Source organism: Streptomyces venetus (assembly GCF_039540295.1).
Taxonomy (GTDB): Bacteria; Actinomycetota; Actinomycetes; order Streptomycetales; family Streptomycetaceae; genus Streptomyces; species Streptomyces venetus.
In genome coordinates this window covers 886,508-909,981 of record NZ_BAABET010000002.1, presented here as the reverse complement: position 1 = coordinate 909,981, position 23,474 = coordinate 886,508, and the positions used below count along the sequence as shown (strand labels likewise).

At 72.2% G+C, this 23,474-nt stretch carries 16 protein-coding genes; 8 read left to right on the top strand and 8 right to left on the bottom strand.

Annotated features, from left to right (window positions below):
• Positions 1-8: 8 nt before the first annotated feature.
• The 4 genes from nuoL to recQ all read left to right on the top strand — a co-directional run bounded on the left by nuoL (position 9) and on the right by recQ (position 7,342).
• Entirely contained in the window at positions 9-1,973 is a 1,965-nt protein-coding gene (nuoL, locus tag ABEA82_RS09075; RefSeq protein ID WP_345660832.1) for an NADH-quinone oxidoreductase subunit L, read from the top strand.
• A 5-nt stretch (positions 1,974-1,978) separates the two neighbouring features.
• Positions 1,979-3,550, top strand: a complete 1,572-nt coding sequence (locus ABEA82_RS09070) for an NADH-quinone oxidoreductase subunit M (protein WP_345660831.1) — start codon at positions 1,979-1,981, stop codon at positions 3,548-3,550.
• Complete coding sequence (nuoN, locus tag ABEA82_RS09065) at positions 3,547-5,196, top strand: NADH-quinone oxidoreductase subunit NuoN (protein WP_345660830.1); 1,650 nt, start codon at positions 3,547-3,549, stop codon at positions 5,194-5,196. Before ABEA82_RS09070 ends, nuoN begins: the two co-directional genes overlap by 4 nt.
• Before the next feature lie 163 nt (positions 5,197-5,359).
• Positions 5,360-7,342 (top strand): DNA helicase RecQ, encoded by a 1,983-nt coding sequence (recQ, locus tag ABEA82_RS09060; RefSeq protein ID WP_345660829.1) that lies wholly within the window; start codon positions 5,360-5,362, stop codon positions 7,340-7,342.
• Between the two features lie 60 nt (positions 7,343-7,402).
• Here the strand turns inward: recQ and ABEA82_RS09055 are convergent, their stop codons facing one another.
• The 8 genes from ABEA82_RS09055 to fahA form a co-directional block, all read right to left on the bottom strand.
• Positions 7,403-10,219 (bottom strand): fumarate reductase/succinate dehydrogenase flavoprotein subunit, encoded by a 2,817-nt coding sequence (locus tag ABEA82_RS09055; protein WP_425588497.1) that lies wholly within the window; start codon positions 10,217-10,219, stop codon positions 7,403-7,405.
• Between the two features lie 11 nt (positions 10,220-10,230).
• A complete protein-coding gene (locus tag ABEA82_RS09050) occupies positions 10,231-11,076 on the bottom strand; it encodes an ABC transporter ATP-binding protein (RefSeq protein ID WP_345660828.1) in 846 nt (281 codons plus the stop codon).
• On the bottom strand, positions 11,060-11,941 hold the full coding sequence (locus ABEA82_RS09045; protein ID WP_345660827.1) for an ABC transporter permease: 882 nt from the start codon (positions 11,939-11,941) through the stop codon (positions 11,060-11,062). Before ABEA82_RS09045 ends, ABEA82_RS09050 begins: the two co-directional genes overlap by 17 nt.
• Positions 11,938-13,284, bottom strand: a complete 1,347-nt coding sequence (locus tag ABEA82_RS09040; RefSeq protein WP_345660826.1) for an ABC transporter substrate-binding protein — start codon at positions 13,282-13,284, stop codon at positions 11,938-11,940. Before ABEA82_RS09040 ends, ABEA82_RS09045 begins: the two co-directional genes overlap by 4 nt.
• Before the next feature lie 30 nt (positions 13,285-13,314).
• Positions 13,315-13,542, bottom strand: coding sequence for a 4Fe-4S dicluster domain-containing protein (locus ABEA82_RS09035; RefSeq protein ID WP_003992261.1), 228 nt, complete (start codon positions 13,540-13,542; stop codon positions 13,315-13,317).
• A 33-nt stretch (positions 13,543-13,575) separates the two neighbouring features.
• Complete coding sequence (locus ABEA82_RS09030; protein WP_425588496.1) at positions 13,576-14,376, bottom strand: GntR family transcriptional regulator; 801 nt, start codon at positions 14,374-14,376, stop codon at positions 13,576-13,578.
• 128 nt (positions 14,377-14,504) lie between these two features.
• Positions 14,505-15,443 carry a M56 family metallopeptidase gene (locus ABEA82_RS09025; protein WP_345661011.1) on the bottom strand — a complete coding sequence of 313 codons (939 nt, stop codon included), beginning with the start codon at positions 15,441-15,443 and terminating at the stop codon, positions 14,505-14,507.
• Positions 15,444-15,653: 210 nt separating this feature from the next.
• Positions 15,654-16,871, bottom strand: coding sequence for a fumarylacetoacetase (gene fahA / locus ABEA82_RS09020; RefSeq protein WP_345660824.1), 1,218 nt, complete (start codon positions 16,869-16,871; stop codon positions 15,654-15,656).
• A 320-nt stretch (positions 16,872-17,191) separates the two neighbouring features.
• Here fahA and ABEA82_RS09015 point away from each other — a divergent pair, with 320 nt between their 5' ends.
• From ABEA82_RS09015 to ABEA82_RS09000, 4 genes are all read left to right on the top strand, one after another.
• On the top strand, positions 17,192-18,451 hold the full coding sequence (locus ABEA82_RS09015) for a DegT/DnrJ/EryC1/StrS family aminotransferase (RefSeq protein ID WP_345660823.1): 1,260 nt from the start codon (positions 17,192-17,194) through the stop codon (positions 18,449-18,451).
• Entirely contained in the window at positions 18,444-20,699 is a 2,256-nt protein-coding gene (locus ABEA82_RS09010; protein ID WP_345660822.1) for a lipopolysaccharide biosynthesis protein, read from the top strand. The genes ABEA82_RS09015 and ABEA82_RS09010 overlap by 8 nt, the downstream gene beginning before the upstream one ends.
• A gap of 237 nt (positions 20,700-20,936) precedes the next feature.
• On the top strand, positions 20,937-22,736 hold the full coding sequence (locus ABEA82_RS09005) for a glycosyltransferase (RefSeq protein WP_345660821.1): 1,800 nt from the start codon (positions 20,937-20,939) through the stop codon (positions 22,734-22,736).
• Positions 22,733-23,173 carry a hypothetical protein gene (locus ABEA82_RS09000; protein WP_345660820.1) on the top strand — a complete coding sequence of 147 codons (441 nt, stop codon included), beginning with the start codon at positions 22,733-22,735 and terminating at the stop codon, positions 23,171-23,173. The genes ABEA82_RS09005 and ABEA82_RS09000 overlap by 4 nt, the downstream gene beginning before the upstream one ends.
• Positions 23,174-23,474 lie beyond the last annotated feature (301 nt).

The following is a 23,474-nucleotide window of genomic DNA, read 5'->3' as shown; positions in this document are numbered from 1 at the left end:
GGAGAATCGTGGAGAACCTGATTGCGCTGCTGGTGGCGGCGCCCCTGCTCGGAGCGGCGGTCCTGCTGTGCGGCGGACGCCGGCTGGACGCCGTGGGCCACTGGGTCGGCACGCTGCTCGCGGCCGTCTCCTTCGTCCTCGGCGTCGTGCTCTTCACCGACATGCTGGGCAAGGGCGCCGAGCACCGTGAGATGAGCCAGCACCTGTGGAGCTGGATCCCGGTGGAGGGCTTCCAGGCGGACGTCGGCTTCCAGCTCGACCAGCTGTCCATGACGTTCGTCCTGCTGATCACGGGCGTCGGATCGCTGATCCACCTGTACTCCGTCGGGTACATGGAGCACGACGAGCGGCGCCGCCGCTTCTTCGGCTACCTGAACCTGTTCCTCGCGGCGATGCTGCTGCTCGTCCTCGCCGACAACTACCTGCTGCTGTACGTCGGCTGGGAGGGCGTCGGTCTCGCCTCCTACCTGCTGATCGGCTTCTGGCAGCACAAGCCCAGCGCCGCCACGGCCGCGAAGAAGGCCTTCCTGGTCAACCGCGTCGGCGACATGGGCCTGTCCATCGCGATCATGCTGATGTTCCTGTGGTTCGGCACCTTCGCCTTCGGCCCGGTGCTCGGCAGCCACACGGAGGCCGGGCTCGCCGGTGCCGCCGGTGAGGACAAGCTGACCGCCATCGCGCTGATGCTGCTGCTCGCCGCCTGCGGCAAGTCCGCCCAGGTGCCGCTGCAGTCCTGGCTCGGGGACGCGATGGAGGGCCCGACCCCGGTCTCGGCCCTGATCCACGCCGCGACCATGGTGACGGCGGGTGTCTACCTGATCGTCCGCTCCGCGGCCGTCTTCAACGGTGCCCCGGACGCGCAGCTGGTCGTCACGATCGTCGGTGCGGTCACACTCCTGTTCGGTGCGATCGTCGGTTGCGCCAAGGACGACATCAAGAAGGCACTGGCCGGCTCGACCATGTCCCAGATCGGCTACATGGTGCTGGCCGCGGGCCTCGGCCCCATCGGCTACGTCTTCGCGATCATGCACCTGGTGACGCACGGCTTCTTCAAGGCCGGGCTGTTCCTCGGCGCCGGTTCGGTCATGCACGGCATGAACGACGAGGTGGACATGAGGAGGTACGGCGGCCTGCGGAAGTACATGCCGATCACCTTCGTCACCTTCGGCCTCGGCTACCTGGCCATCATCGGCTTCCCGGGCCTGTCCGGCTTCTTCTCCAAGGACAAGATCATCGAGTCGGCGTTCGCCAAGGGCGGCACCGAGGGCTGGATCCTCGGCGCCTGCGCCCTCCTCGGCGCGGCCATCACGGCGTACTACATGACGCGCGTGATGCTGATGACGTTCTTCGGCGAGGAGCGCTGGCGCAACGCCCCGACCCCGTCCCCGGCCCGGCCCGACGTGGAGCCCGCCGCGGAGACCCGCGGTGAGTACGCGCCTCCGCACCCGCACGAATCGCCCAAGATCATGACGATCCCGATGATCGTGCTGGCCGTCGGGTCCGTCCTCGGCGGTGCGTTCTTCAGCATCGGCGACCGCTTCGTGCACTGGCTGGAGCCCATCACCGGGCACAGCCACGGGGACTCGCCGATCAGCGCGGGCGTGGTCACCGGCGCGACCGTCGTGTGCATGGTCATCGGCGTCGCCCTCGCCTGGGCCCAGTACGGCCGCCGCCCGGTCCCGGCCGTCGCCCCGCGCGGCTCGCTGCTCACCCGGGCCGCCCGGCGCGACCTGCTCCAGGACGACTTCAACCACGTCGTCCTGGTCCGCGGCGGCGAGCACCTGACGCGGTCCCTGGTCTACGTCGACCACACCCTGGTCGACGGCGTCGTCAACGGCACGGCGGCCTCGGTCGGCGGCCTCTCCGGGCGGATGCGCAGGCTGCAGAACGGCTTCGCCCGCTCCTACGCGGTCTCGATGTTCGGGGGTGCGGCCCTCATCGTCGCCGCGACCCTGCTGATGAGGGCGGTCTGATACCGATGTCCTTTCCTCTGCTGACAGCGACAGCGGCGCTCCCGGCCGTCGGGGCGATCGCCACGGCCGCCGTACCGGCCGCCAAGCGCACCGCCGCCAAGTGGCTGGCGCTGCTCTTCTCGCTCGCCACGCTCGTCCTGGCGATCACCGTCCTGGTCCGCTTCGACCCGGACGGCGACCGCTACCAGCTCACCGAGTCGCACGCCTGGATCGCGGACTTCGGCGTCCGCTACGAACTGGGCGTGGACGGCATCGGCGTGGCGCTCATCGCGCTCACGGCGCTGCTCATCCCGTTCATCATCCTCGCCGGCTGGCACGACGCCGACCCGCTGGAGACCGGAAGCAAGCGGTGGCGGCCCACACAGGGCTTCTTCGCCCTGATCCTCGCCGTCGAGGCGATGGTGATCCTCTCCTTCGAGGCCACCGACGTCTTCCTCTTCTACATCTTCTTCGAAGCCATGCTGATCCCGATGTACTTCCTCATCGGCGGCTTCGGGGACCGTGCCCACGAGCACGGCGAGAAGGCGGCGGCGACGCAACGCTCGTACGCGGCGGTGAAGTTCCTCCTCTACAACCTGGTCGGCGGTCTGATCATGCTGGCCGCGGTGATCGGTCTGTACGTGGTCGCCGGAAGCTTCTCGCTCACGGAGATCGCCCAGGCCCGCGCCAGCGGCTCGCTCGACATGGCGACCACCACCGAACGCTGGCTCTTCCTCGGCTTCTTCTTCGCCTTCGCGGTGAAGGCCCCGCTGTGGCCGCTGCACACCTGGCTGCCCAACGCCATGCAGGAGTCCACCGCCCCGGTCGCCGTGCTCATCACGGCCGTCGTCGACAAGGTCGGCACCTTCGCGATGCTCCGCTTCTGCCTCCAGCTGTTCCCGGAGGCCAGCAAGTGGGCGACGCCCGCGATCCTCGTCCTGGCGCTGATCAGCATCATCTACGGGGCGCTGCTCGCGGTCGGCCAGCGCGACATCAAGCGGCTGGTGGCCTACGCGTCGATCTCCCACTTCGGCTTCATCATCATGGGCATCTTCGCGATGACCAGCCAGGGCCAGTCCGGGGCGACGCTCTACATGGTCAACCACGGCATCTCGACGGCCGCGCTGATGCTGGTCGCGGGCTTCCTGATCTCCCGGCGAGGCTCGCGGCTCATCGCCGACTACGGCGGGGTGCAGAAGGTCGCCCCGGTGCTCGCCGGCACCTTCCTGATCGGCGGCCTGGCGACGCTCTCCCTGCCGGGACTGGCACCGTTCGTGAGTGAGTTCCTGGTCCTGGTCGGCACGTTCACGCGCTACCCGGTGATCGGGATCATCGCCACCTTCGGCATCGTCCTCGCCGCGCTCTACACCCTCGTCCTCTACCAGCGGACGATGACGGGCCCGGTGAAACCGGAGGTCGCCAAGATGCCGGACCTCAGGGTGCGCGAGCTCGTGGTGGTCGCCCCGCTGGTCGTCCTGCTGATCTTCCTGGGCGTCTACCCGAAGCCCGTCACACAGATCATCGATCCGGCGGTCCAGCAGACCATGTCCGACGTACACAAGAAGGACCCCCAGCCCGAGGTGGAGGCGGCCAAGTGAGTGCGACAGCCGTCCACAGCCTGTGGACAACCGCGGCCGAACCGATCACCAAGATCGACGCGCCGAAGTTCGAGTACGGGCAGCTCGCCCCCACCCTGATCATCGTCGGCGCGGCGATCCTCGGGATCCTGGTCGAGGCGTTCGTACCGCGTAAATCGCGTTACCACGTCCAGATGTTCGTGTCCGTCGTCGCGATCGCGGCCGCCTTCGCGGCGGTCGTCGCGCTCGCGGCCGACGGGTACGGCACGACCAAGGCGCGCATCGCGGCGATGGGCGCCATCGCCGTCGACGGACCGGCGCTCTTCCTCCAGGGCACCATCCTGCTGGCGGCCCTGGTCGGTCTGTTCACCTTCGCCGAGCGGCGCCTCGACCCGGAGGCGCACGGCAACCGGGTCGACTCCTTCGCCGCGCAGGCCGCGTCCGTGCCGGGCAGCGAGAGCGAGAAGGCGGCCGTGAAGGCCGGGTTCACCACCACCGAGGTGTTCCCGCTGCTGCTGTTCGCCGTCGCCGGCATGCTGATCTTCCCGGCGGCCAACGACCTGCTGACGCTGTTCGTGGCGCTGGAGGTCTTCTCGCTCCCGCTGTATCTGCTGTGCGCGCTGGCCCGCCGCAAGCGGCTGATGTCGCAGGAGGCGGCGGTCAAGTACTTCCTGCTCGGCGCGTTCGCCTCCGCGTTCACCCTGTTCGGCATCGCGCTGCTGTACGGCTACGCGGGCTCCATGTCGTACGCGACGATCGCTCAGGTCGTCGACGGCACGGTCCAGGACGTCAACCCGGCGCTCGCCGGCACCATGGGCAACGACGCGCTGCTGCTGGTCGGTGCCGCGCTGCTGGTGATGGGCCTGCTGTTCAAGGTCGGCGCGGTGCCGTTCCACATGTGGACCCCGGACGTGTACCAGGGCGCGCCCACGCCGGTGACCGGCTTCATGGCGGCGGCGACGAAGGTGGCGGCGTTCGGCGCCCTGCTGCGCCTGCTCTACGTCGTCCTGCCCGGTCTGCGCTGGGACTGGCGGCCGGTGATGTGGGCCGTGGCGATCGTCACCATGCTGGGCGGTGCGATCGTCGCGATCACGCAGACCGACATCAAGCGGCTGCTGGCCTACTCGTCGATCGCGCACGCCGGGTTCATCCTCGCGGGTGTCATCGCGACCACGCCGGACGGTGTCTCGTCGGTGCTGTTCTACCTCGCCGCCTACTCGTTCGTGACGATCGGCGCCTTCGCGGTGGTCACGCTCGTACGTGACGCGGGCGGTGAGGCGACGCACCTGTCCAAGTGGGCGGGGCTCGGGCGCAGGTCACCGCTGGTGGCGGCGGTGTTCGCGGTGTTCCTGCTGGCCTTCGCGGGCATTCCGCTGACCTCCGGCTTCGCCGGGAAGTTCGCCGTGTTCAAGGCGGCGGCGGAGGGCGGGGCCGCCCCGCTGGTCGTGATCGGTGTGATCTCGTCGGCGATCGCGGCGTTCTTCTACATCCGCGTCATCGTGCTGATGTTCTTCAGCGAGCCGCGACCGGAGGGCCCGACGGTGGCCGTGCCGTCGCCGCTGACGATGACGGCGATCGGGCTGGGTGTGGTGGTCACGCTGGTGCTCGGTGTGGCGCCGCAGTACTTCCTGGATCTCGCGGGGCATGCGGGGGTGTTCGTCCGCTGACGCCACGCTCGCGGTGCGGCTGCGGCCCGGCTTCCCTTCGGGGGCCGGGCCGCCGGCTTTTTCGAGGGGCGGCCGCCCAGCCTGTGGATAACTCCGGGGGCTGTCGGCGGTGACCCCTATCGTGGACACAGTGGTCGAAGGACGACGTACGGGGGGCACGACGATGGGTGGGACAGGCGGTATCGCCGAGATGTCAGTGACGCAGAGCGAGGCGCTGGCCGCGCTGGACCGGGTCTTCGGGTACGAGGCCTTCCGCGGTGAGCAGGAAGCGGTCATCGAGCATGTGGTGGCGGGCGGCGACGCCGTCGTGCTCATGCCGACCGGTGGCGGCAAGTCGCTGTGCTACCAGATCCCGTCCCTGGTCAGACCCGGTACGGGAGTCGTCGTCTCCCCGCTCATCGCCCTCATGCAGGACCAGGTGGACGCGCTGCGGGCGCTGGGCGTGCGGGCCGGGTTCATGAACTCCACGCAGGACTTCGACGAGCGGCGGGTCGTGGAGGCCGAGTTCCTCGCCGGAGAACTGGACCTGCTGTACCTGGCGCCGGAGCGGCTGCGGCTGGAGAACACGCTCGACCTGCTCTCCCGCGGCAAGATCTCCGTCTTCGCGATCGACGAGGCGCACTGCGTCTCCCAGTGGGGCCACGACTTCCGGCCCGACTACCTGTCCCTGTCGCTGCTCGGCGAGCGCTGGCCCGACGTGCCGCGGATCGCGCTCACGGCGACGGCCACGCGCGCCACGCACCAGGAGATCACCGAGCGGCTGAACATGCCGGCGGCCCGGCACTTCGTGGCGAGCTTCGACCGGCCCAACATCCAGTACCGGATCGTGCCCAAGGCCGACCCGAAGAAGCAGCTGCTGAGCTTCCTGCGCGAGGAGCACGCGGGAGACGCGGGCATCGTCTACTGCCTGTCGCGCAACTCGGTCGAGAAGACCGCCGAGTTCCTCAGCCGCAACGGCGTGGAGGCGGTGCCCTACCACGCCGGTCTGGACGCGGGCACCCGCGCGGCCCACCAGTCCCGCTTCCTGCGCGAGGACGGCCTGGTCGTGGTGGCGACCATCGCCTTCGGGATGGGCATCGACAAGCCGGACGTACGCTTCGTCGCCCACCTCGATCTGCCCAAGTCCGTCGAGGGCTACTACCAGGAGACGGGCCGGGCGGGCCGTGACGGGCTGCCGTCGACGGCCTGGATGGCCTACGGGCTGAACGACGTCATCCAGCAGCGGAAACTGATCCAGTCCGGTGAGGGCGACGAGGCCTTCCGGCGCCGGGCCCAGGCCCACCTGGACTCGATGCTGGCGCTGTGCGAGACGGTCCGGTGCCGCCGGGGCCAGCTCCTCGCCTACTTCGGCCAGGACCCCGACCCGGCCGGCTGCGGCAACTGCGACACCTGCCTGACCCCGCCGGAGACCTGGGACGGCACCATCGCGGCGCAGAAGGTGCTGTCGACGGTGGTGCGGCTCCAGCGCGAGCGCGGGCAGAAGTTCGGCGCCGTGCAGATCGTCGACATCCTGCTGGGCAAGCGGACCGGCAAGGTGATCCAGTTCGACCACGACCAGCTGTCGGTGTTCGGCATCGGTGACGAACTGGCCGAGGCGGAATGGCGGGGCGTCATCCGGCAGTTGCTGGCCCAGGGACTGCTCGCGGTGGAGGGCGAGTACGGCACGCTGGTGCTGACCGAGGCCAGCGGGACGGTGCTGCGGCGGGAGCGCGAGGTGCCGCTGCGCAAGGAGCCGAAGAAGCCGGTGACCTCCCGGTCGGGGTCCTCCGGGTCGTCCGGCTCCGCGAGGGGCGAGCGCAAGGGCAAGGCGGCCGCCCCCGAGCTGCCCGAGGAGCTGCTGCCCGCGTTCGAGGCACTGCGCGCCTGGCGGGCCGAGCAGGCACGCGAGCAGGGCGTCCCGGCGTACGTCATCTTCCATGACGCGACCCTGCGGGAGATCGCCACCCTGTGGCCGGCCTCGGTGGCCGAGCTGGGCGGGATCAGCGGGGTCGGCGAGAAGAAGCTCGCGACGTACGGGGAGGGTGTGCTGGAGGTGCTGGCCTCGCTGGGTGACCGGCCCGGGGCGCGGCCGGCCGCCGCACCCGGCCCGAGCGGGCCGGACGACTGGCCGGAGACGGACGCGGAGCCGGAGCCCGACTGGATATAGGGCCGGGCCCCGGCGCCGGGCCGGGGCGGTGGTCGCCCGTCGGCCCGGCCGGGGCAACCGTCACAGTGCTCGTGCCGCGTACGCCCTGACGTCCGCGTCGGGGTCCGTCGTCGCCGTGGCGAGGGCCGCGCGGGCCTCCTCGGTCGCGCTGTGCCGGGTGAGGGCCAGGACGGCGGCCTTGCGCACGTCGGCGTTGGCGTCCGCGAGGACCTTGGCGAGCGCGGGGACGGCCACCTCGGGGTCGGCGACCGACAGGGCCGTGGCGGCCCCCGCCCGCACCTGCCAGGCCGACTCGGACAGGGCGGCCACGGCACGCGCGGTGAGGGGCGGCGGGCAGCCGGTCGTGCCCAGCGCCCCGTAGGCCGCCGCCCGGACCAGGGCGTCGGGGTCGTCGAGGAGACCCGTGAGGGCCGCTTCGACCGGGTCGGGGGCGGAGCCGGCCGGGGCCTCGCCCGTCAGCCGATCGGCACCCACCGTCGCCAAGCCCTTGGCGATCGCCACCCGGACCTCGCGGGACGGGTCGGCCGGCGCCGCACCGGCCAGTTCGCCGGCGGCGTCGACCGACACCAGCGCCCGCACGGCTTCGATACGGACGGCGATGTCGGAGTCGGCCAGGGCGTCCGCGAACAGCGCGGCGTCTCCGAGGCGCAGGGCACGCAGCACGTCCAGCGCCGCGGCACGCACCACCGGGTCGGGCTCGGCCAGGGCGGCCGCGAGGCCGTCACGCAGCTCGGGCTCGGGCGGGAGCGTCTCGACCAGCTCGCGCAGTGACGCGGCCGCGGCGGCACGCACCTCGGTGGCGGTGTCGCGCAGGGCGGCGGCGAGGGCGGGGCCGGTGCCCGGCGGCAGTGTCTCGGTGAGCACGGCGACCGCCTCGCGGCGGACAGCGGGCTCCGGGTCGGTCAAGTAGGGCTGAAGGGCCTGGAGTTCGGGCTCCTCGTCGGCGAGGGCGACGAGTTCGAGGAGGCGGGCGGCAGACCGCTCACCCGCGGGAGCGGAGGGCTGCGACCCCTCCGTCGCTCCGGCCGGGACGACCGGTTCCGCCACCCCGGCCTGGGCCGCCACCGGCGCCAGATCCCGCGAGCCCGCCGTCGCCACGTCCTCGGCGTGGACCTCGCCGAGGTGCCGGGACGTGCCCCCGACGGGGGTGAAGCCGTCGACCGGAACGAGATAGGGAGCCACGGGACGGGCCGTGAACTCCATCGCACCAGAGGGGGACTTGTGCAGATCGAGATGGTGGAACCAGGACGCGTCGTCGCGGGCGGGGTGGTCGAGACGGTCGTGGTAGAGGCCCCAGCGGGACTCCGTGCGGGCCAGGGAGGACCGCGCGGCCATCTCCGCGCAGTCGCGGATGAAGGTGACCTCCGCGCAGCGCATCAGCTCGTGCGCGGTGCGGGCGCCCATCTCGGCGATGTCGGTGCGCATCCGCTCGAACGCCTCCAGCGCCAGCGACAGCCGGGCGCCGGACTTCGGCGGGGCCACGTAGTCGTTCACGAAACGGCGCAGCTTGTACTCGACCTGGGGCTGCGGCGGTCCCTCGGGATTGCGCAGCGGGCGGTAGATCAGCTCGTGCGCCTGACGCAGCTGGTCCGTCGGCAACTCACCGGCGTAGGCCTGGTACTGGGACGCGTCCGCGCCCGCCAGGTCGCCGAAGACGAACGCGCCGATCATGTAGTTGTGCGGCACGCAGGCCAGGTCGCCGGCCGCGTACAGCCGGGGCACGGTCGTACGGGCGTGGTCGTCCACGCGGACGCCGGAGGCGGAGTGGCCGCCGCACAGGCCGATCTCGGAGATGTGCATCTCCACGTCGTGGGTGCGGTAGTCGTGGCCGCGGCCGGAGTGGAAGGTGCCGCGGGTCGGGCGTTCGGTGGAGTGGAGGATGGTCTCCAGGGCGGAGACCGACTCCTCGGGGAGGTGGCTCAGCTTCAGGTAGACCGGGCCCCGGTCGGAGGCCACCTCGGCCGCGAACTCGGCCATCATCTGGCCGGACCAGTAGTCGGAGTCGACGAAGCGTTCGCCGTGCCGGTTGACCTGGTAGCCGCCGAAGGGGTTGGCGACGTAGGCGCAGGCCGGGCCGTTGTAGTCCTTGATCAGCGGGTTGATCTGGAAGCACTCGATGCCGGTGAGCTCGGCGCCCGCGTGGTAGGCCATGGCGTAGCCGTCGCCCGCGTTGGTGGGGTTCTCGTAGGTGCCGTAGAGGTAGCCGGAGGCGGGCAGGCCCAGGCGGCCGCAGGCGCCGGTCGCGAGGATCACCGCGCCCGCGCGGACCTGCACGAACTGTCCCGTGCGGGTGTTGAAGCCCGCCGCTCCGACTGCTCGTCCTTCGGCGGTGAGCACGCGCACCGGCATCACCCGGTTCTCGATGCGGATCCTCTCCCGCATCTCGCGCCGCCGCAGCTGCCGGTACAGGACCTTCTTGACGTCCTTGCCCTCCGGCATCGGGAGGACGTACGAGCCGGAGCGGTGGACCTGGCGGACCGCGTAGTCGCCGTGCTCGTCCTTCTCGAACTTCACGCCGTACGACTCCAGCCGCTGCACCATGCCGAAGCCGCGGGTGGCGGTCTGGCGGACGGTGGACTGGTCGACGATGCCGTCGTTGGCGCGGGTGATCTCGGCGACGTAGTCGTCGGGTTCGGCGCGGCCCGGGATGACCGCGTTGTTGACGCCGTCCATGCCCATGGCGAGCGCGCCGGAGTGCCGCACATGCGCCTTCTCCAGCAGCAGCACGTTCGCGCCGTGCTCGGCGGCGGTCAGGGCCGCCATGGTGCCGGCGGTGCCGCCGCCGATGACGAGGACGTCGCAGGTCAGTTCCTCGGCGTCGGCGAGGGAGGGGACGGCCAGGGGGGTGTCCGCAGGGGAGTTCACGGAGGTGGTCACCGGGGTGCCTTTCACGTACCGAGCGAGGTGAGGACGTCGCGCCGCAGGGCCACGCGCGCCTGGTCGTCGCGCGTGCCGCGGTCGCGCGGGCGGGGGATGTCCCGTACGGCGACGAGTCCGCCCGCGCCGAGCAGGGCCACGCGGTCGCCGAGGAACAGCGCCTCGTCCACGTCGTGGGTGACGAAGACGACGGTGGCGCCGGTGCCCTGGAGTACCTCCACCAGCAGGTCCTGCATGCCGGCCCGGGTCTGCGCGTCGAGGGCGCCGAACGGCTCGTCCATCAGGACGGCGCGCGGGCGTCCGGCCAGGGCGCGGGCCAGCTGGACGCGCTGGCGCTGCCCGCCGGAGACCCGGTGCGGCAACTGCCGCGCCTGCGTGCCGAGTCCGACCCGCTCCAGCCAGGCCTGGGCCTGTTCCCGGCGCTCGGCGCGGGACACACCCCGGATGGCGAGGGGGAGTTCGACGTTGGCGCGCAGGCTCCGCCACGGGAGCAGGGCGTCCTCCTGGAAGACCAGGGCGCGGTCGGCCGAGGGACCGGTCAGCGGCTGTCCGTCCTGGGTGATCTCGCCGGCGAGCGGCGGCAGCAGGCCGGCCAGGGTGCGCAGCAGGGTCGACTTGCCGCAGCCGGAGGGGCCGACCACGGTGAGGATCTCGCCGGGGGCGATGTCCAGGTCGACCTCGTCCAGGGCGGGGGCGCCGGGGCGGCCGAGGGAGGCGCCGGACAGGGTGAGCCGGGTGCCGCGCACCGGCGTCGCGGTGACATCGGACTCGGAGGTGGTGTTCCGGGCGGCCTCGGACGAGGGGTTGGGGACGGTCTCGGGCGAGGGGTTGGGGACGGTGTCAGACGAGGTGCTCATCGCGTGCCTCCTCGGGTCGGGACCCACCGGGCGCTGTGGCGGGAGCGGCCGGCGCCGTCGGCTTCACGGAGCGGGCGGGCCGGGGCGGCCGGGCGGCGGGGACGTACGCGGTGCGGGGCAGCCAGCGGGTGAGGCGGCGGCCCAGCAGTTCCACGGCCGTGGAGGTGAGCCAGCCGAGGACGCCGATGGTGACCATGCCGACGAACACGCCGGGGTAGTCGACGACGGTGTAGTCCTGCCAGGTGCGGTAGCCGACCCCGTACTGGCCGGAGATCATCTCGGCGGAGATCACACAGATCCAGGACACGCCGATGCCGACGGACAGGCCGCCGAACACCCCGGGCAGCGCGCCCGGCAGGACGACGGAGCCGAGGATCCGCCACCGGCCGCCGCCCATGGTGCGCACCGCCTCCTCCCACACGGGCGTCAGGGCGCGCACCGCGTGCCGGGTGGAGACCAGGACCGGGAAGAAGGCGGCGGTGCAGGTGATGAAGACGATGCCCTGTTCGTTGGAGGGGAAGAGCAGGATCGCGACGGGGACCAGGGCGATGGCCGGGATGGGGCGGATCACTTCCAGGATCGGCCCGAGCAGGTCCTCGGCGAGGCGCGAGCGCGCCACGAGCACGCCCGTGGCCACGCCCAGGACCGCGGCCAGCAGGAAGCCGCTGAGGATCCGGGTGAGGCTGTCGGTGAGGTCCGTCCAGTAGTCCGGCCCGGACAGCCGGGCGGCGAAGGCCCGGGCCACGTCGGTGACCGTCGGGAACTGCGAGAAGCGCAGCCACAGGTCGACGTGCAGGCTCGTCAGCGTCTGCCACAGGCCGAGGGCGGCGGCCAGCGAAAGGACCCGGAGCACATACCGGCTCACGACGCTTGCTCCAAGGCGTCGGCGTAGGAGACGACCCGCGCCCCGCCGTGCCCGGCGACGTACTCCTGCGCGGTGTCGGGCGCGACGAAGGGCAGCAGCTTGGAGCCGTCGGCCACCCACACCGCCTTGTCGGCGAACCAGAGGGTGCCGGTGGTGGTGTCGGGGACGTAGGCGGCGCGGAGGGTGTCCCGGTGCCCGGCGACGTAACGCAGCAGTTCGGAGGGGGATGTGAACGGGACGGTCTTCGAGGCGCCCTTGGGCCAGGCCTCGCTCGCGGCCGGTGCGGGCTTCGTGGCGAGATGCTTGGTGTACGCCGTCGCCCCCAGGGCCTTCTTCACGTACTGGTCGTCGACGAAGGAGTCGACGTCCACGTCGCCGGTGAGCTTCGCCGCCTTGAGGATCGACACGTCCTTCTTCAGGGCGGAGACGAGCTGGGGCTTGATCGCCGGGTCGAAGGTGGCGACGCCGTGCGCGCCGTTGTAGAGGTAGACGACCTCGGCGGGCAGGCCGGTCGCCTTCGCGACCTTCTCTGCGGCGTCCACCGGGTGGTCGTTGAGGTAGTCGGTCGCCTCCGCCTGGGCCTTCAGGAAGGCGTCCAGCACGGCCGGGCGCTCCTTCGCGAAGTCCTCGCGGGCGGTGACGCCGTGGAAGGTCGGCAGATTCAGCCGGGCTCCGTCGTAGATCGCCTTCGCCTTGTCCTGGTAGGCGAGCAGACCGGGCCAGGCGACGAACTGCGACAGGGCGTCCGTGCTGCCCGCCGCGAGGGCGGAGGCGCCGACGGAGGGCTGCTGGTTGAGCTTCTGGATGCCGCTGTTCGGGTCGATGCCGGCGCGCTGCAGGGCCCGCACGAGGGTGCCGTCGGCGGCCGAGCCGACGCTCGTGGAGACCTTCTTGCCCTTCAGGTCCTTCAGGGAGGCGAGCTTGGAACCGGGCGCGGTGACGATGGTGTTGAGGCCGCCGCGCAGGTTGTAGCCGGTGACCGAGACCAGGCGGGTGGGCTTGTTCAGCTGCTTGCCGCGAGCCGCGTTGATGAGCAGCGGGAAGTCGCCCATCGAGCCGATGTCGATCTTCCCGGCGGTCATCTGGGCGGTGATGGGCGCGCCGGTGGCGTAGTCCTGCCAGTCGACCTTGTAGTGGACGCCGTCGTGGAGGGAGTTCAGCTGCTTCTCGAAGGAGCCGAGCGAGCGGAGCAGGGTGCCCGCCGTGACGGTGTTGATGGTCCGGGACTGGTAGCCGACCGTGACGGTGACCGTGGAGCCGCTGCCGGCCTCGGCGTCACCGCCGCAGGCGCTGAGCGGGAGCAGGAGGACGGCGGCGGATATCGCGACTGCTGTGCGGTTCATGGTGGTTCGGGACATGGCGGTTCGGGCCTCTCACCGGAGCAGATAGGGCATGTTGACCGTGACGGCTCCGGTGGGGCATCGGGCCGCGCACGGGCCGCAGTACCAGCACTCGTCGACATGCATGTAGGCCTTGCCGTTGCGCTCGTCGATGGCGAGGGAGTCCAGCGGGCACATGTCCACGCAGAGGGTGCAGCCGTCGATGCACTTCGACTCGTCGATGGTCACGGGCACGTCGGCCCGCTGGGGCGCCAAGGGCATGGATGTCTCCGGGAGAGTGCGCGAGCGGGGTGGTTACCGGTTCCGGTGCAGCAGGCCGCTCATGGTGATGCGGTCGCCGCGGAAGCGGATGAACTCCAGGTCGACCGGGCGGCCGTCCGCGAGGTGGGTGAGGCGTTCCAGCATGAGGACAGCGGCGCCGCGCGGAGCCTCGAGCACGGCGGCCGAGTGGGTGTCCGCGCTGACCGCTTCCAGGGTGATCTCGGCGTGGCCGAGACGCTGGCCGGTGACGGCTTCCAGGAGGCGGAAGACGTCGGTGTTCTCGAGATCGGCGCCGAGCAGTTCGGTGCCGATGTCGAGGGGCACGTAGGTGAGGTCGAGGGACAGGGGCAGGCCGCCCAGGCGGCGCAGCCGTTCGATGTAGAGGACGTCGGTGCCGGGCGGGAGGTGGAGCCGCTCGGCGACGGGCGCGGGTGCCGGGGCCGGGCCCATGGTGCGGACCTCGTTGGTGACCCGGCCGTGCTCGCGGAGGGTTTCCGCGAGGCCCATCAGACAGTCGAGGCCGTGGGGGTACTTGTGGGCCACGACCACGGTGCCGACGCCGGGCTGGCGTTCGACGAGCCCCTCGGCCCGCAGCAGGTCGAGGGCCTCACGGACCGTGTTGCGGCTGACGCCGTAGTCGGTCGCGAGGGTCGACTCGTGGGGGAGGGTGCCGTCGGGGAAGGCGGCGGCGAGCAGCTGGCGTCGCAACAGGTCGGCCAACTGCCGTGCCCGGTCGGCGCGCAGCCGGCGCCGCGCGCGGTGGGCGGCGACGGTCGTCGCGGCGCCCTGGCCGGCGTGGTCCCGAATGCGGTCGGTAGGCATGGATCGGACCATACCTATCAGGTAGGAAAAGTAGTGTTGCGGGAGTGTTGCGCCACCCGGAATGTGACCGGTTCGACTGCTGAACTGGCCTTTCGGCGGACCTGCGGCAAGATCTGCCACCGCCCCCGCGGCCGCTCCGGCTACGACAGCGCCGTCAGGCCCGGCGCGAACGCGATCAGCAGGGGCAGCAGCGGTACCAGCGCGGCCGTGGTGGTGGTCAGGGCCCGGTGGCGGCGGCCCAGCCGGGGCGGCGGTTCCAGGAGCCGGTCGACCCGCTCGCCCAGCAGGCGGTGGCTGGAGGCGCAGGACAGGACACCGCGGTGCTGGTTCAGCTCGATCAGGGCCAGGGCCGTGGTCAGGTGGCCGCAGCGGCGGGAGGCGGTGTCGTCGGCGGCCAGTTCGACCAGGCGGTGGGTCTGGTCGCAGAAGTGGGCGAACAGCGGGATGCGCGGGAACCCGGTGGCCAGGGCGGTGGACAGGTGCAGCAGCCAGTCGTGGCGGGCACGGGCGTGGCCGCGCTCGTGGGTGAGGACGGCGTCGAGCTGGTGCTTGGTGAGGCGGTGCAGGGCGCCCGTGGTGACGATCAGCTGCGGCGGGTTGCCCGGCATCCACCAGGCGTCCGGGTACTCGTCCTCCAGCACGAGCAGGGGGCCCCGCGCGGCGCCGAGGCCCGCCGGCAGGTCGGGGGCGCGCTCGCGCAGGTGGGCTCGGGACCGGGCGCGACGCCGGCGCGCCTCGACGAGTTCCCGCGCGAGCATCGCGGTCGTCCAGGCGGCACCGCAGGCCAGCAGCAGCGTGAGCGCGGCGGCCCACGGCGGGGCGGTGGACAGGTCGTACGCCGCGGTCACGGCGGGCGGCGCCGGGGCGAAGAGCTGGGCGCGGACCGTGCCGAAGACGGCGGCGGCGCCCAGGGCGAGCGCCGTCACGCAGCACAGCAGGACGGTGGCGACCAGGCACTGCCACACCCACAGCCCGACCACCGGTTCCCGCTCGGGCCACGCGGACCGGGTCAGCGCACGGGGCACGGGCACGGCGGCCGTCACGGCGACAACGCACAGCAGGAGCAGGCAGACGGTCATTGCCACGGGCTCCGGTTCCTGGTCGGAAGGGGGCGGCTACGGGTCGTGCGGGGGAGGGCGCCTACAGGGGTCGTGCGGGGGAGTGCGGCCGCCGAGCGTGCGACGGCCTCCGGGTGCGGGCACACCGCCCGATGCCCAGTATGACGGGCCGGGCGGTGTGAGTCAGGGGTCGAACGCAAGTCGAACGCGAACAGAAGAGCCGGGAGGCCCTCATTCCGCTCCCGGCACCACCCGCCCCGTCACCTCGCCCAGCCCCACCCGCACGCCGTCCGGCCCGGGGGCCCAGGCCGACAGGGTCACCACGTCGCCGTCCTCCAGGAACGTCCGCTTGCCGTCCGGGAGTTCGAGCGGGTCGCGGCCGTTCCAGGTCAGCTCCAGCAGGGAGCCGCGCTCCCGGTCGGCCGGACCGCTGACCGTGCCCGAGCCGTACAGGTCCCCGGTGCGCAGGGACGCCCCGTTCACGGTCATGTGGGCCAGCTGCTGGGCGGCCGTCCAGTACATGGTGGAGAAGGGCGGCTCGGAGACCACGTGGCCGTTGACGGCGACCGTGATCCGCAGGTCGTAGCCGCTGGGCTCCTCGTCGCTGTCGTCCAGGTACGGCAGCAGCTCGTGGGTCCGGGCCGGCGGGGCCACCCGGGCCTCCTCCAGGGCGTCCAGCGGAGTGATCCAGGCCGACACCGACGTGGCGAAGGACTTGCCGAGGAACGGGCCGAGCGGCACGTACTCCCAGGCCTGGATGTCGCGTGCGGACCAGTCGTTCAGGAGGCACAGCCCGAAGACGTGATCCCGGAAACCGCCGAGGGCCACCGGCGCACCCATCCGGGACGGCACACCCACGACGAAGCCGACCTCCGCCTCGATGTCCAGGCGGACGGACGGCCCGAACACCGGGGCGGGGTCCGTGGGCGCCTTGCGCTGGCCCGAGGGGCGCGCGACCTCCGTGCCCGAGACGACGACCGTGCCGGAGCGGCCGTGGTAGCCGATCGGCAGGTGCTTCCAGTTGGGGGTGAGGGAGTCCTCGGCGTCGGGGCGGAAGATCCGGCCGACGTTCCGGGCGTGGTTCTCGGAGGCGTAGAAGTCCACGTAGTCCGCGACCTCGAAGGGGAGGTGCAGGGTCACCGAGGACAGGGGGTGGAACAGCGGTTCGACGGTCTCGCGGTGGGAGGGCACGGTCACCCACGCCGTCAGCGCGCGGCGTACGTCCGACCAGGCCGTGCGGCCCGCGGCCAGCAGCGGGCCGAGGGTCGGCCGCGCGAGCAGGGAGGCGTACGGCGAGCCGAGCGCGTGGGCCGCCGCGCCCGCGTCCAGCACGTGGTCACCGAGCCGGACGCCCACGGTCCGGTGCGCGGAGCCGGGGAGGGAGAACACGCCGTACGGCAGGTTGTGAGGGCCGAAGGGATCGCCCTCGGGGACATCGAAGGGGGGCATCGGGTGCTGCCTCGCTTTCGGGTGTGCCGTGTCGTCGCCACGTGTCCGTGGTCGTGCCACACGTTACGGGTGGCACACCGGTCCTGGGCAGAGTCCGAGGAGGCGGACACGGACGAACGGGGCAGGTGGGCCCGGGGGATGCCGCGCGGAGCGGTTCCGGCACGTCCGGACGCGGCGGACGGGACGGCACATACGTACGAGCCGGAAGTTATCCACAGGACGCGACGCAATCTTGACGGAGCGGTGCGAACGGGGCGACTCTGGGCGGGTGCCGGAAGGCCTCGGGGAGGGGGCGTTCCGACGGCACACCAGGGGGGCGGATGGCCATTGGGGAGGCCGGTCCGGGCTCGACGCGGCGTGGTGCACAGCCGGCACGGCTGGAAGAGACCATGCGCGCACGGCTCGGCCGGGAATGTGTGTACGTACCGTCGTGCCGCTTCGGGCTGTACGTGGCGCTGCGCCACTGGTGCCCGCCCGGCGGCCGGGTACTGATGTCGCCGGTCAACGACGACGTGATCTTCTTCGTCGTGCTCGCGGCCGGACTGCGCCCGGTGCAGGCGCCGTTGAACCCGCTGGACGCGTCCATCGACCTCGATGCCGTGCCCGAGGAGACGTGGCGCTCGGTGTCGGCCGTGCTCACCACGAACCTGTACGGGAACCCGGACCCGGCACCGCGACTGCGGGAGAAGTGCGACGCGCTGGGCATCCCGCTGTTCGAGGACGGGGCGCACGCCATCGGCAGCGCGGTGGGCGGCCGGCCGGTCGGCGCCTGGGGCGAGGCCTCGGTGTTCAGCCTGTCCAAGCACGTCGGGGCCAAGGCCGGAGGCATGCTCTCCCTCGCCGACCCGGGGCTGCGGGAGGCGGTGGAGAAGACCTGCGCGGGTCTGCTCACGCCGAACCGGATCGGCTCCGAACTCGCCTACGCGGTCCGGCCGTACGCCGAGGCGACGGTGCGCGGACTGCGGCTGCGGCGCGCCGCCTGGGCCGCGATCAGGCTGCTGGGGCTGGCGGACCGCGAGGAGATCCGCATGCCCCTGCGCCCGGACGAACTCGCGCTGGCCGCCGACCGGACCCCCGGACTCGACGCCCACCACCCTTGGGTCCGGGTCGACATGCACGACTACCGCCAGGAGTCCGGCCCGCTGCGGCTGCGGCGCATCGGGCGCAGACTCGACCGGCTGGACGACGTGCTGGACGCCTGCCGGGCGGGTACGGAGCTGCTGCTGTCCACGCCCTGGGCCAAGCCGCGCGAGACGCACGGAACCCAGCCGTTGTTCCGCGTCCCGCTGTTCGTGGCGGACCGGGACGCGGCGATCGCGGCGCTGGCCCGGCAGGGCATCGTCGTCGGCTACCTCTACGACCCGCCGCTGGACGACTACGCGGGCGCGGAGTTCACCGACCCCTCACCGGCTCCCGAGGGGGCCCGCTGGTTCGCGCGGCACGCGCTGCCCGTGGACCCGCTGCGGGCCCGGACGGTCGTCGAGGTGCTGGAGCGGTCCGGGGCGCGGCCGGCCGAGGCGCCGGGAGAACCGCCCCGCGGCGGGCCGGCAGCGGGAGGGCTGGGGCAGTCCCTTGTCTGAGACTCAGGTGCACGAGCCCGCCACCACGCGCTCCGACGGTGGCGGACCAGAACCTGCCGACAGCGCGCACACCCACGACTCGCTGTTCAAGAACGCCTACTTCCTCATGCTCAGCACCGGCGTCTCCGCCGTACTGGGCCTGGGATTCTGGTTGGTGGCCGCCCGCTACTACTCCGAGGAGGCCGTCGGCCAGGGGTCCGCCGCCATCGCCGCGATGCGGCTGCTCGCCAGCATCACGGCCACGACCATGATCGGCGCCGTCGTCCGTTTCGTACCCCGGGCGGGACGCGAGACCGGACGCCTGGTGTGGGGCACGTACGCGGCGAGTTCGCTGGTCGTGGCGCTCGCCGCCGCCGTCTTCCTGCTCACGCTCGACGCGTGGGGTGCCTCGTACGCCCCGCTCGGCACACCCATGGCCGGGGCGGTGTTCGTCGCGGCGTGCGTGGCCTGGGCGCTGCTCACCCTCCAGGACGGAGTGCTCACCGGGCTGCGCAAGGCCGAGTGGGTGCCCGCCGGGAACGCGGTGTTCTCGGTCGGGAAGCTCGCCCTGCTGGCCGTCTTCGCCGGCACGCTGCCCGTCCTCGGCATCTTCGTCTCCTGGGCCGTGGCGATCGCCTTCTCCACCCTGCCGCTGGGCTGGCTGATCTTCCGCCGGCTCATCCCGCGCCAGGCGGAGCTCGACCGCGACAAGGACCCCCCGAAACTCCGCGACATGGGCCGCTTCCTCGCCGGTGACTCGCTGGGCGCGCTGTTCAGCCTGGCGATGATCAACCTGCTCCCGGTGATGGTCGCGGTCCGCTTCAGCGCCGCGGAGAACGGCTACTTCTACGTGGCGTACACCGTCGGCGGCACGATGGAGTTCATGGCCATCAACATGGCCTCGTCCCTCACCGCGCACGCCTCGCACGACCCGCGACAGCTCGCCGACGGCGTCCGGGGCGCCTTGCGCCGCATGACACTGCTGCTGGTCCCGGTCGTGGCTGTGCTGGTCCTCTTCGCCCCGTACATCCTCATGCCCTTCAGCCCGGACTACGCCGAGCACGGCTCGACGGTGCTGCGGCTGCTCGCCCTCGGCGCGCTGCCGCGGGTCGTGGTGGAGCTGTACATCGGCGTGCTGCGCGTCCAGGGGCGCACGGGTGTGCTGGCCGCGCTCCAAGGGGCCATGTGCGCCCTGGTGCTGGGCAGCGCGGCCGTGCTGTTCACCCCGGCCGGGATCGCGGGTGCCGGCTGGGCGGTGCTGCTGAGCATGACGGTGATCGCGGTCGTCTCCACGGCCGGACTGCGAGCGGCCCTGCGCCCCAACGACAGCGCGCCCGCCCCCCGTACGCCCGCCGACCCGGCCTACGGCACCCGCTGGGCGAAACTGAATGCCACCGCCGGGTACGGCACGACCTGGGCCCGCCGGGCCGCCTACCAGCCCAAGGACGGCGACGAGGACACGGTCACGTTGTTCATCGGCCGCCCGGGATACGAGCGTGAGGCGTTGCAGGCGGACACCCTGGCGCTGATCGTGCGGCCGGAGAGCCCCACCCGGGAGCCGGCACCTCAGGAGCCCGGGGGAACGTCCGTGGACCAGGAACCACAGGAGCGGCGGCTGAGAGGCGCCCTGTGGAGCCTCCTCGGTGTCGCCACCGTCTTCTTCTGGGCGCCGCTGGCCGACCTGCCGTGGCTCGGCAGTCCCACCGAAGCGGCCCTGACAGGACGGCAACTGCTGGACGGCCTGCCGTTGCCGTCGCTCACCGCGGGAAGTCTGCTGCTGGTGGTGTTCGTCGCCGCGGTCACGCTGTGCACCCGGCGCGACCCGTGGCTGCCCGGCACGGCCCTGTCCACCGCACTGCTCGCCCTGTACGCCGCACCGGTCGCCCTCGGCCGGGAACCGCGGCCGGTGGACGGGGCGTTGTACGGGAAGACGGCCGGCTTCCTCGCGGACGTGCTGGGCCTGCACGATCCCGAGCCGCTGCTGCGCTGGGCGCCGCCCGTCTGCCAGCTGCTGTGCCTCGTGCCGCTGTGGCTGCTGCTCGCGAGCGCGGGCGGACGGCTGCCGTGGCAGGGGCGCTGGGGGGTTCTGTATCTCGTCGCGGTCGGCGGCTGGGTGTGGCGCGAGGCGCTCGCCCCCGTCGCGCCGCCGCTGCTTCTCGCACTCGTCGTACTCGCCGCACTCGTCCGGGTCCTGCCGCTCTTCCGCCGCACCGCGCCGGCTTGGGGGGCGCCGCACCGCAGAAAACCGAACGGACCACCCGCCGACTGACTGTTTACCAGGGCAGAAATGGGCCGAAACAGGCCGAACTGAGCCGAACAGAGCCACACAGAGCCGAACCGCCAGGGGGGAAACACCGTGCGTCCGCCAGCCACTCCACGGGAGAGATCCACGCCGGAACCCACGCCCGCGCGGGGCGAAGCGGACCTGTCCGGGACCACCCCCGAGACCTCCAGCCAGTCCTCCAGCCCCTCGTCCTCGGAGTCGTCGAGCCCCGCCCATGAGCCCGTGACGGACCTGTCCGACCTGGCCCCCGCCTGGACCGCCCGGCGTGCGTTCGCCTGGCCCGGTGCTCCGCTGCTCGTCGCGCTCGCGCTCTGGGCGTACGCCGTACGGCACACCGACGTCTCGCGGCTCGACGACTACGGACTGGTCACCGCGCTGCACCCGGCCTTCTGGGCCGGCCTCGTGGTGCTCACCACCGGCTTCTGGTTCACGGTCCGCGACCCGCGCCCGTCCGGCCGCTGGGCGGCGGGGTACGTCCTCGGACTGCTGGTGATGGAGCGGGCCACCCAGGCCGTGGTCTACCCGACCCCGCTGTACGCCTGGGCGTGGAAGCACGACGCGGTCATCGACCACCTGCTGACGGCGGGCGGCCTCCAGACGGCCGACCAGGTCGGCGACATGGCGGTGTACGACCAGTGGCCGGGCTTCTTCGCCGCCCAGGCCGCCCTGGTGCGGCTGCTGGGCGTGGACTCGGCGGCCATGTTCATGGCCTGGTGGCCCCTGGTCTCCAGCCTGATGCTGATGCTCCCGCTGCTGCTGATCTACCGCACCTTCACCGAGGACCGGCGGCTGATCTGGACGGCGCTCTGGCTCTTCTACGTCGCCAACTGGGTGGGGCAGGACTACTTCTCCCCCCAGTCCGTGGCCTACGCGCTGCACGTCGGCGTCCTGGCCGTGGTCCTGCGCCGCTTCGGCCGGTCCGCCGTGCGCGACGGCCGGCCGCGGCAGGCCGTGTGGACGGTGGTGATCACCGTCATGATCGTGGCGATCGTCATCTCCCACCAGCTCACCCCGGGCATGCTGGTCGTCTGTCTGCTCGCCCTGTGTCTCACCCGCCGCTGCCGCGACTGGGTCCCGCTGGCCACCACCGCGGTGATCTTCCTGGCCTGGTGCCTCACGGCCGCGCTGCCGTTCCTGTCCGCGGCGATGCCGGACATGATCCGTTCCATCGGGGACGTGGGCGCCAACGTCGAGACCGGCTATGGCGCCACCCCGACCGGCACCGGGGCCATCGCGACCTCCTGGGCGGCCCGGCTGCTGTCCGGCTCCGTCCTGCTGCTCGCGGGGATCGGCGTGCTGCGGCAGCGGGTGCTGCGCCATCGCGCCCTGCCCCTGCTGCTGATCGCGGCGGCCCCGCTGCCGATGTTCGCGGCGAGCAGCTACGGCAGCGAGATGATCTTCCGGGTGCTGCTGTTCATGCTGCCCGGCGCCGCCTTCTTCGCCGCCGCCGCGCTGCTGCCCAAGGTCCGTACGCTGGCCGCCGACGCCGCGCAGGAGGCCCGCGGCCCTGCCGAGAGCCGCCGACGGGGGGCCGTCACCTGGGTGCCGCTGACCGCCCTGCTCCTCGGCACCCTGGCGTTCGTCCCGAGCTACTCCGGCAAGGACCGGATCAACTACTTCCCGCCCCAGGAAGTGAACCTGGTACGGCAGTTGTTCGACCAGGCGCCCGACGGCTCGCTCGTGGTGGCCGCCAACCGCAACTACCCGCTCGCGTACGCCTCCTACGGGAGCATCGACCACTACTGGTTCCTCGACGACGGCCGCAGCCACGTCGACCGGATCGTCAAGAGCCCGGCCGCCACCCTCGCCAGGGACATGGCCGGGGTGGAGCGGCCGGCCCAGGCCTACTTCCTGCTCACCCAGGGCCAGTCGGCCAACTCCGAGATGAACGGACAGCTCGACAAGGCGCAGCTGGACCGCATCCAGAAGTCCGTCGCCGCCTCACCACGGTTCCGGCTCGTGGCGGAGAACAGCGCCGGATGGCTCTACGTACTGAAACAGACCGGGGGAGCGGAGCGATGACACCGCAGGAACTCGTGGTCCGGATGCTGCCGCCGTTCGGCGGCTGGCTCGCGCTCGCCGCGCTCGCCCTGCCCGGCGGGTCGCCGCTGCGGGGCGCCGCGGTCGTCCTCTTCCTGGCCGCCGGCCCGGGCGCCGCAGCGGTCAGGGTCTGCGCCCCCGCGCTGGGGGCACGGCCCGCCGAAGGGCCCGTCGAGCGGCGGGAGGCGGACTTCGCCCGCCACTCCGACCTGCTGGAGCGGCTGATGCTGGTGCTGTTCCTCAGCATCGGCGTCGTGATGCTCGTCGCGACCGTACTGATCGCCACGCACACCTTCAGCGCGCAGCGGGTGCTGCTGACGCTGACCCTGCTGACCACGCTCGCCGCGTTCTGTCCGCCGCTGCGCGCCTCTCCCGCGCCGAGGACGACGCCGAGGACACCGAAGGGTTCCGCTCAGTGAGGTTCGACCGTCCCCACCGTCACGACCGTTCCGATCGCTCCCACCGTCCCCGCCGTTCCGATCGCTCCCACCGTCGCGACCGTTCCGATCGCTCCCACCGTCGCGACCGTCCCGATCGCTCCCACCGTCCCGATCGTCCTGATCGTCCCGATCGCTCCCACCGCCCTTTCGCGTCGAGCCGCCGCAGACTGCTGATCACGTCCGCCACGGTCGTCAGCGCCGTCCTGGTCGCCCTGCTCGCCCTGCGGAACGCCTCCGGCCCGGAACCGGGAGCCACCGGTTCCCGCGCGGACTGCCGCCC

Coding starts and splice junctions, on each gene's coding strand:
- ABEA82_RS09070 (WP_345660831.1), top strand. CDS start 1,979: ATGTCCTTTCCTCTGCTGACAGCGACAGCGGCGCTCCCGGCCGTCGGG.
- recQ (WP_345660829.1), top strand. CDS start 5,360: ATGGGTGGGACAGGCGGTATCGCCGAGATGTCAGTGACGCAGAGCGAG.
- ABEA82_RS09050 (WP_345660828.1), bottom strand. CDS start 11,076: ATGAGCACCTCGTCTGACACCGTCCCCAACCCCTCGCCCGAGACCGTC.
- ABEA82_RS09040 (WP_345660826.1), bottom strand. CDS start 13,284: ATGAACCGCACAGCAGTCGCGATATCCGCCGCCGTCCTCCTGCTCCCG.
- ABEA82_RS09035 (WP_003992261.1), bottom strand. CDS start 13,542: ATGCCCTTGGCGCCCCAGCGGGCCGACGTGCCCGTGACCATCGACGAG.
- ABEA82_RS09030 (WP_425588496.1), bottom strand. CDS start 14,376: ATGGTCCGATCCATGCCTACCGACCGCATTCGGGACCACGCCGGCCAG.
- ABEA82_RS09025 (WP_345661011.1), bottom strand. CDS start 15,443: ATGACCGTCTGCCTGCTCCTGCTGTGCGTTGTCGCCGTGACGGCCGCC.
- fahA (WP_345660824.1), bottom strand. CDS start 16,871: ATGCCCCCCTTCGATGTCCCCGAGGGCGATCCCTTCGGCCCTCACAAC.
- ABEA82_RS09015 (WP_345660823.1), top strand. CDS start 17,192: ATGGCCATTGGGGAGGCCGGTCCGGGCTCGACGCGGCGTGGTGCACAG.
- ABEA82_RS09000 (WP_345660820.1), top strand. CDS start 22,733: ATGACACCGCAGGAACTCGTGGTCCGGATGCTGCCGCCGTTCGGCGGC.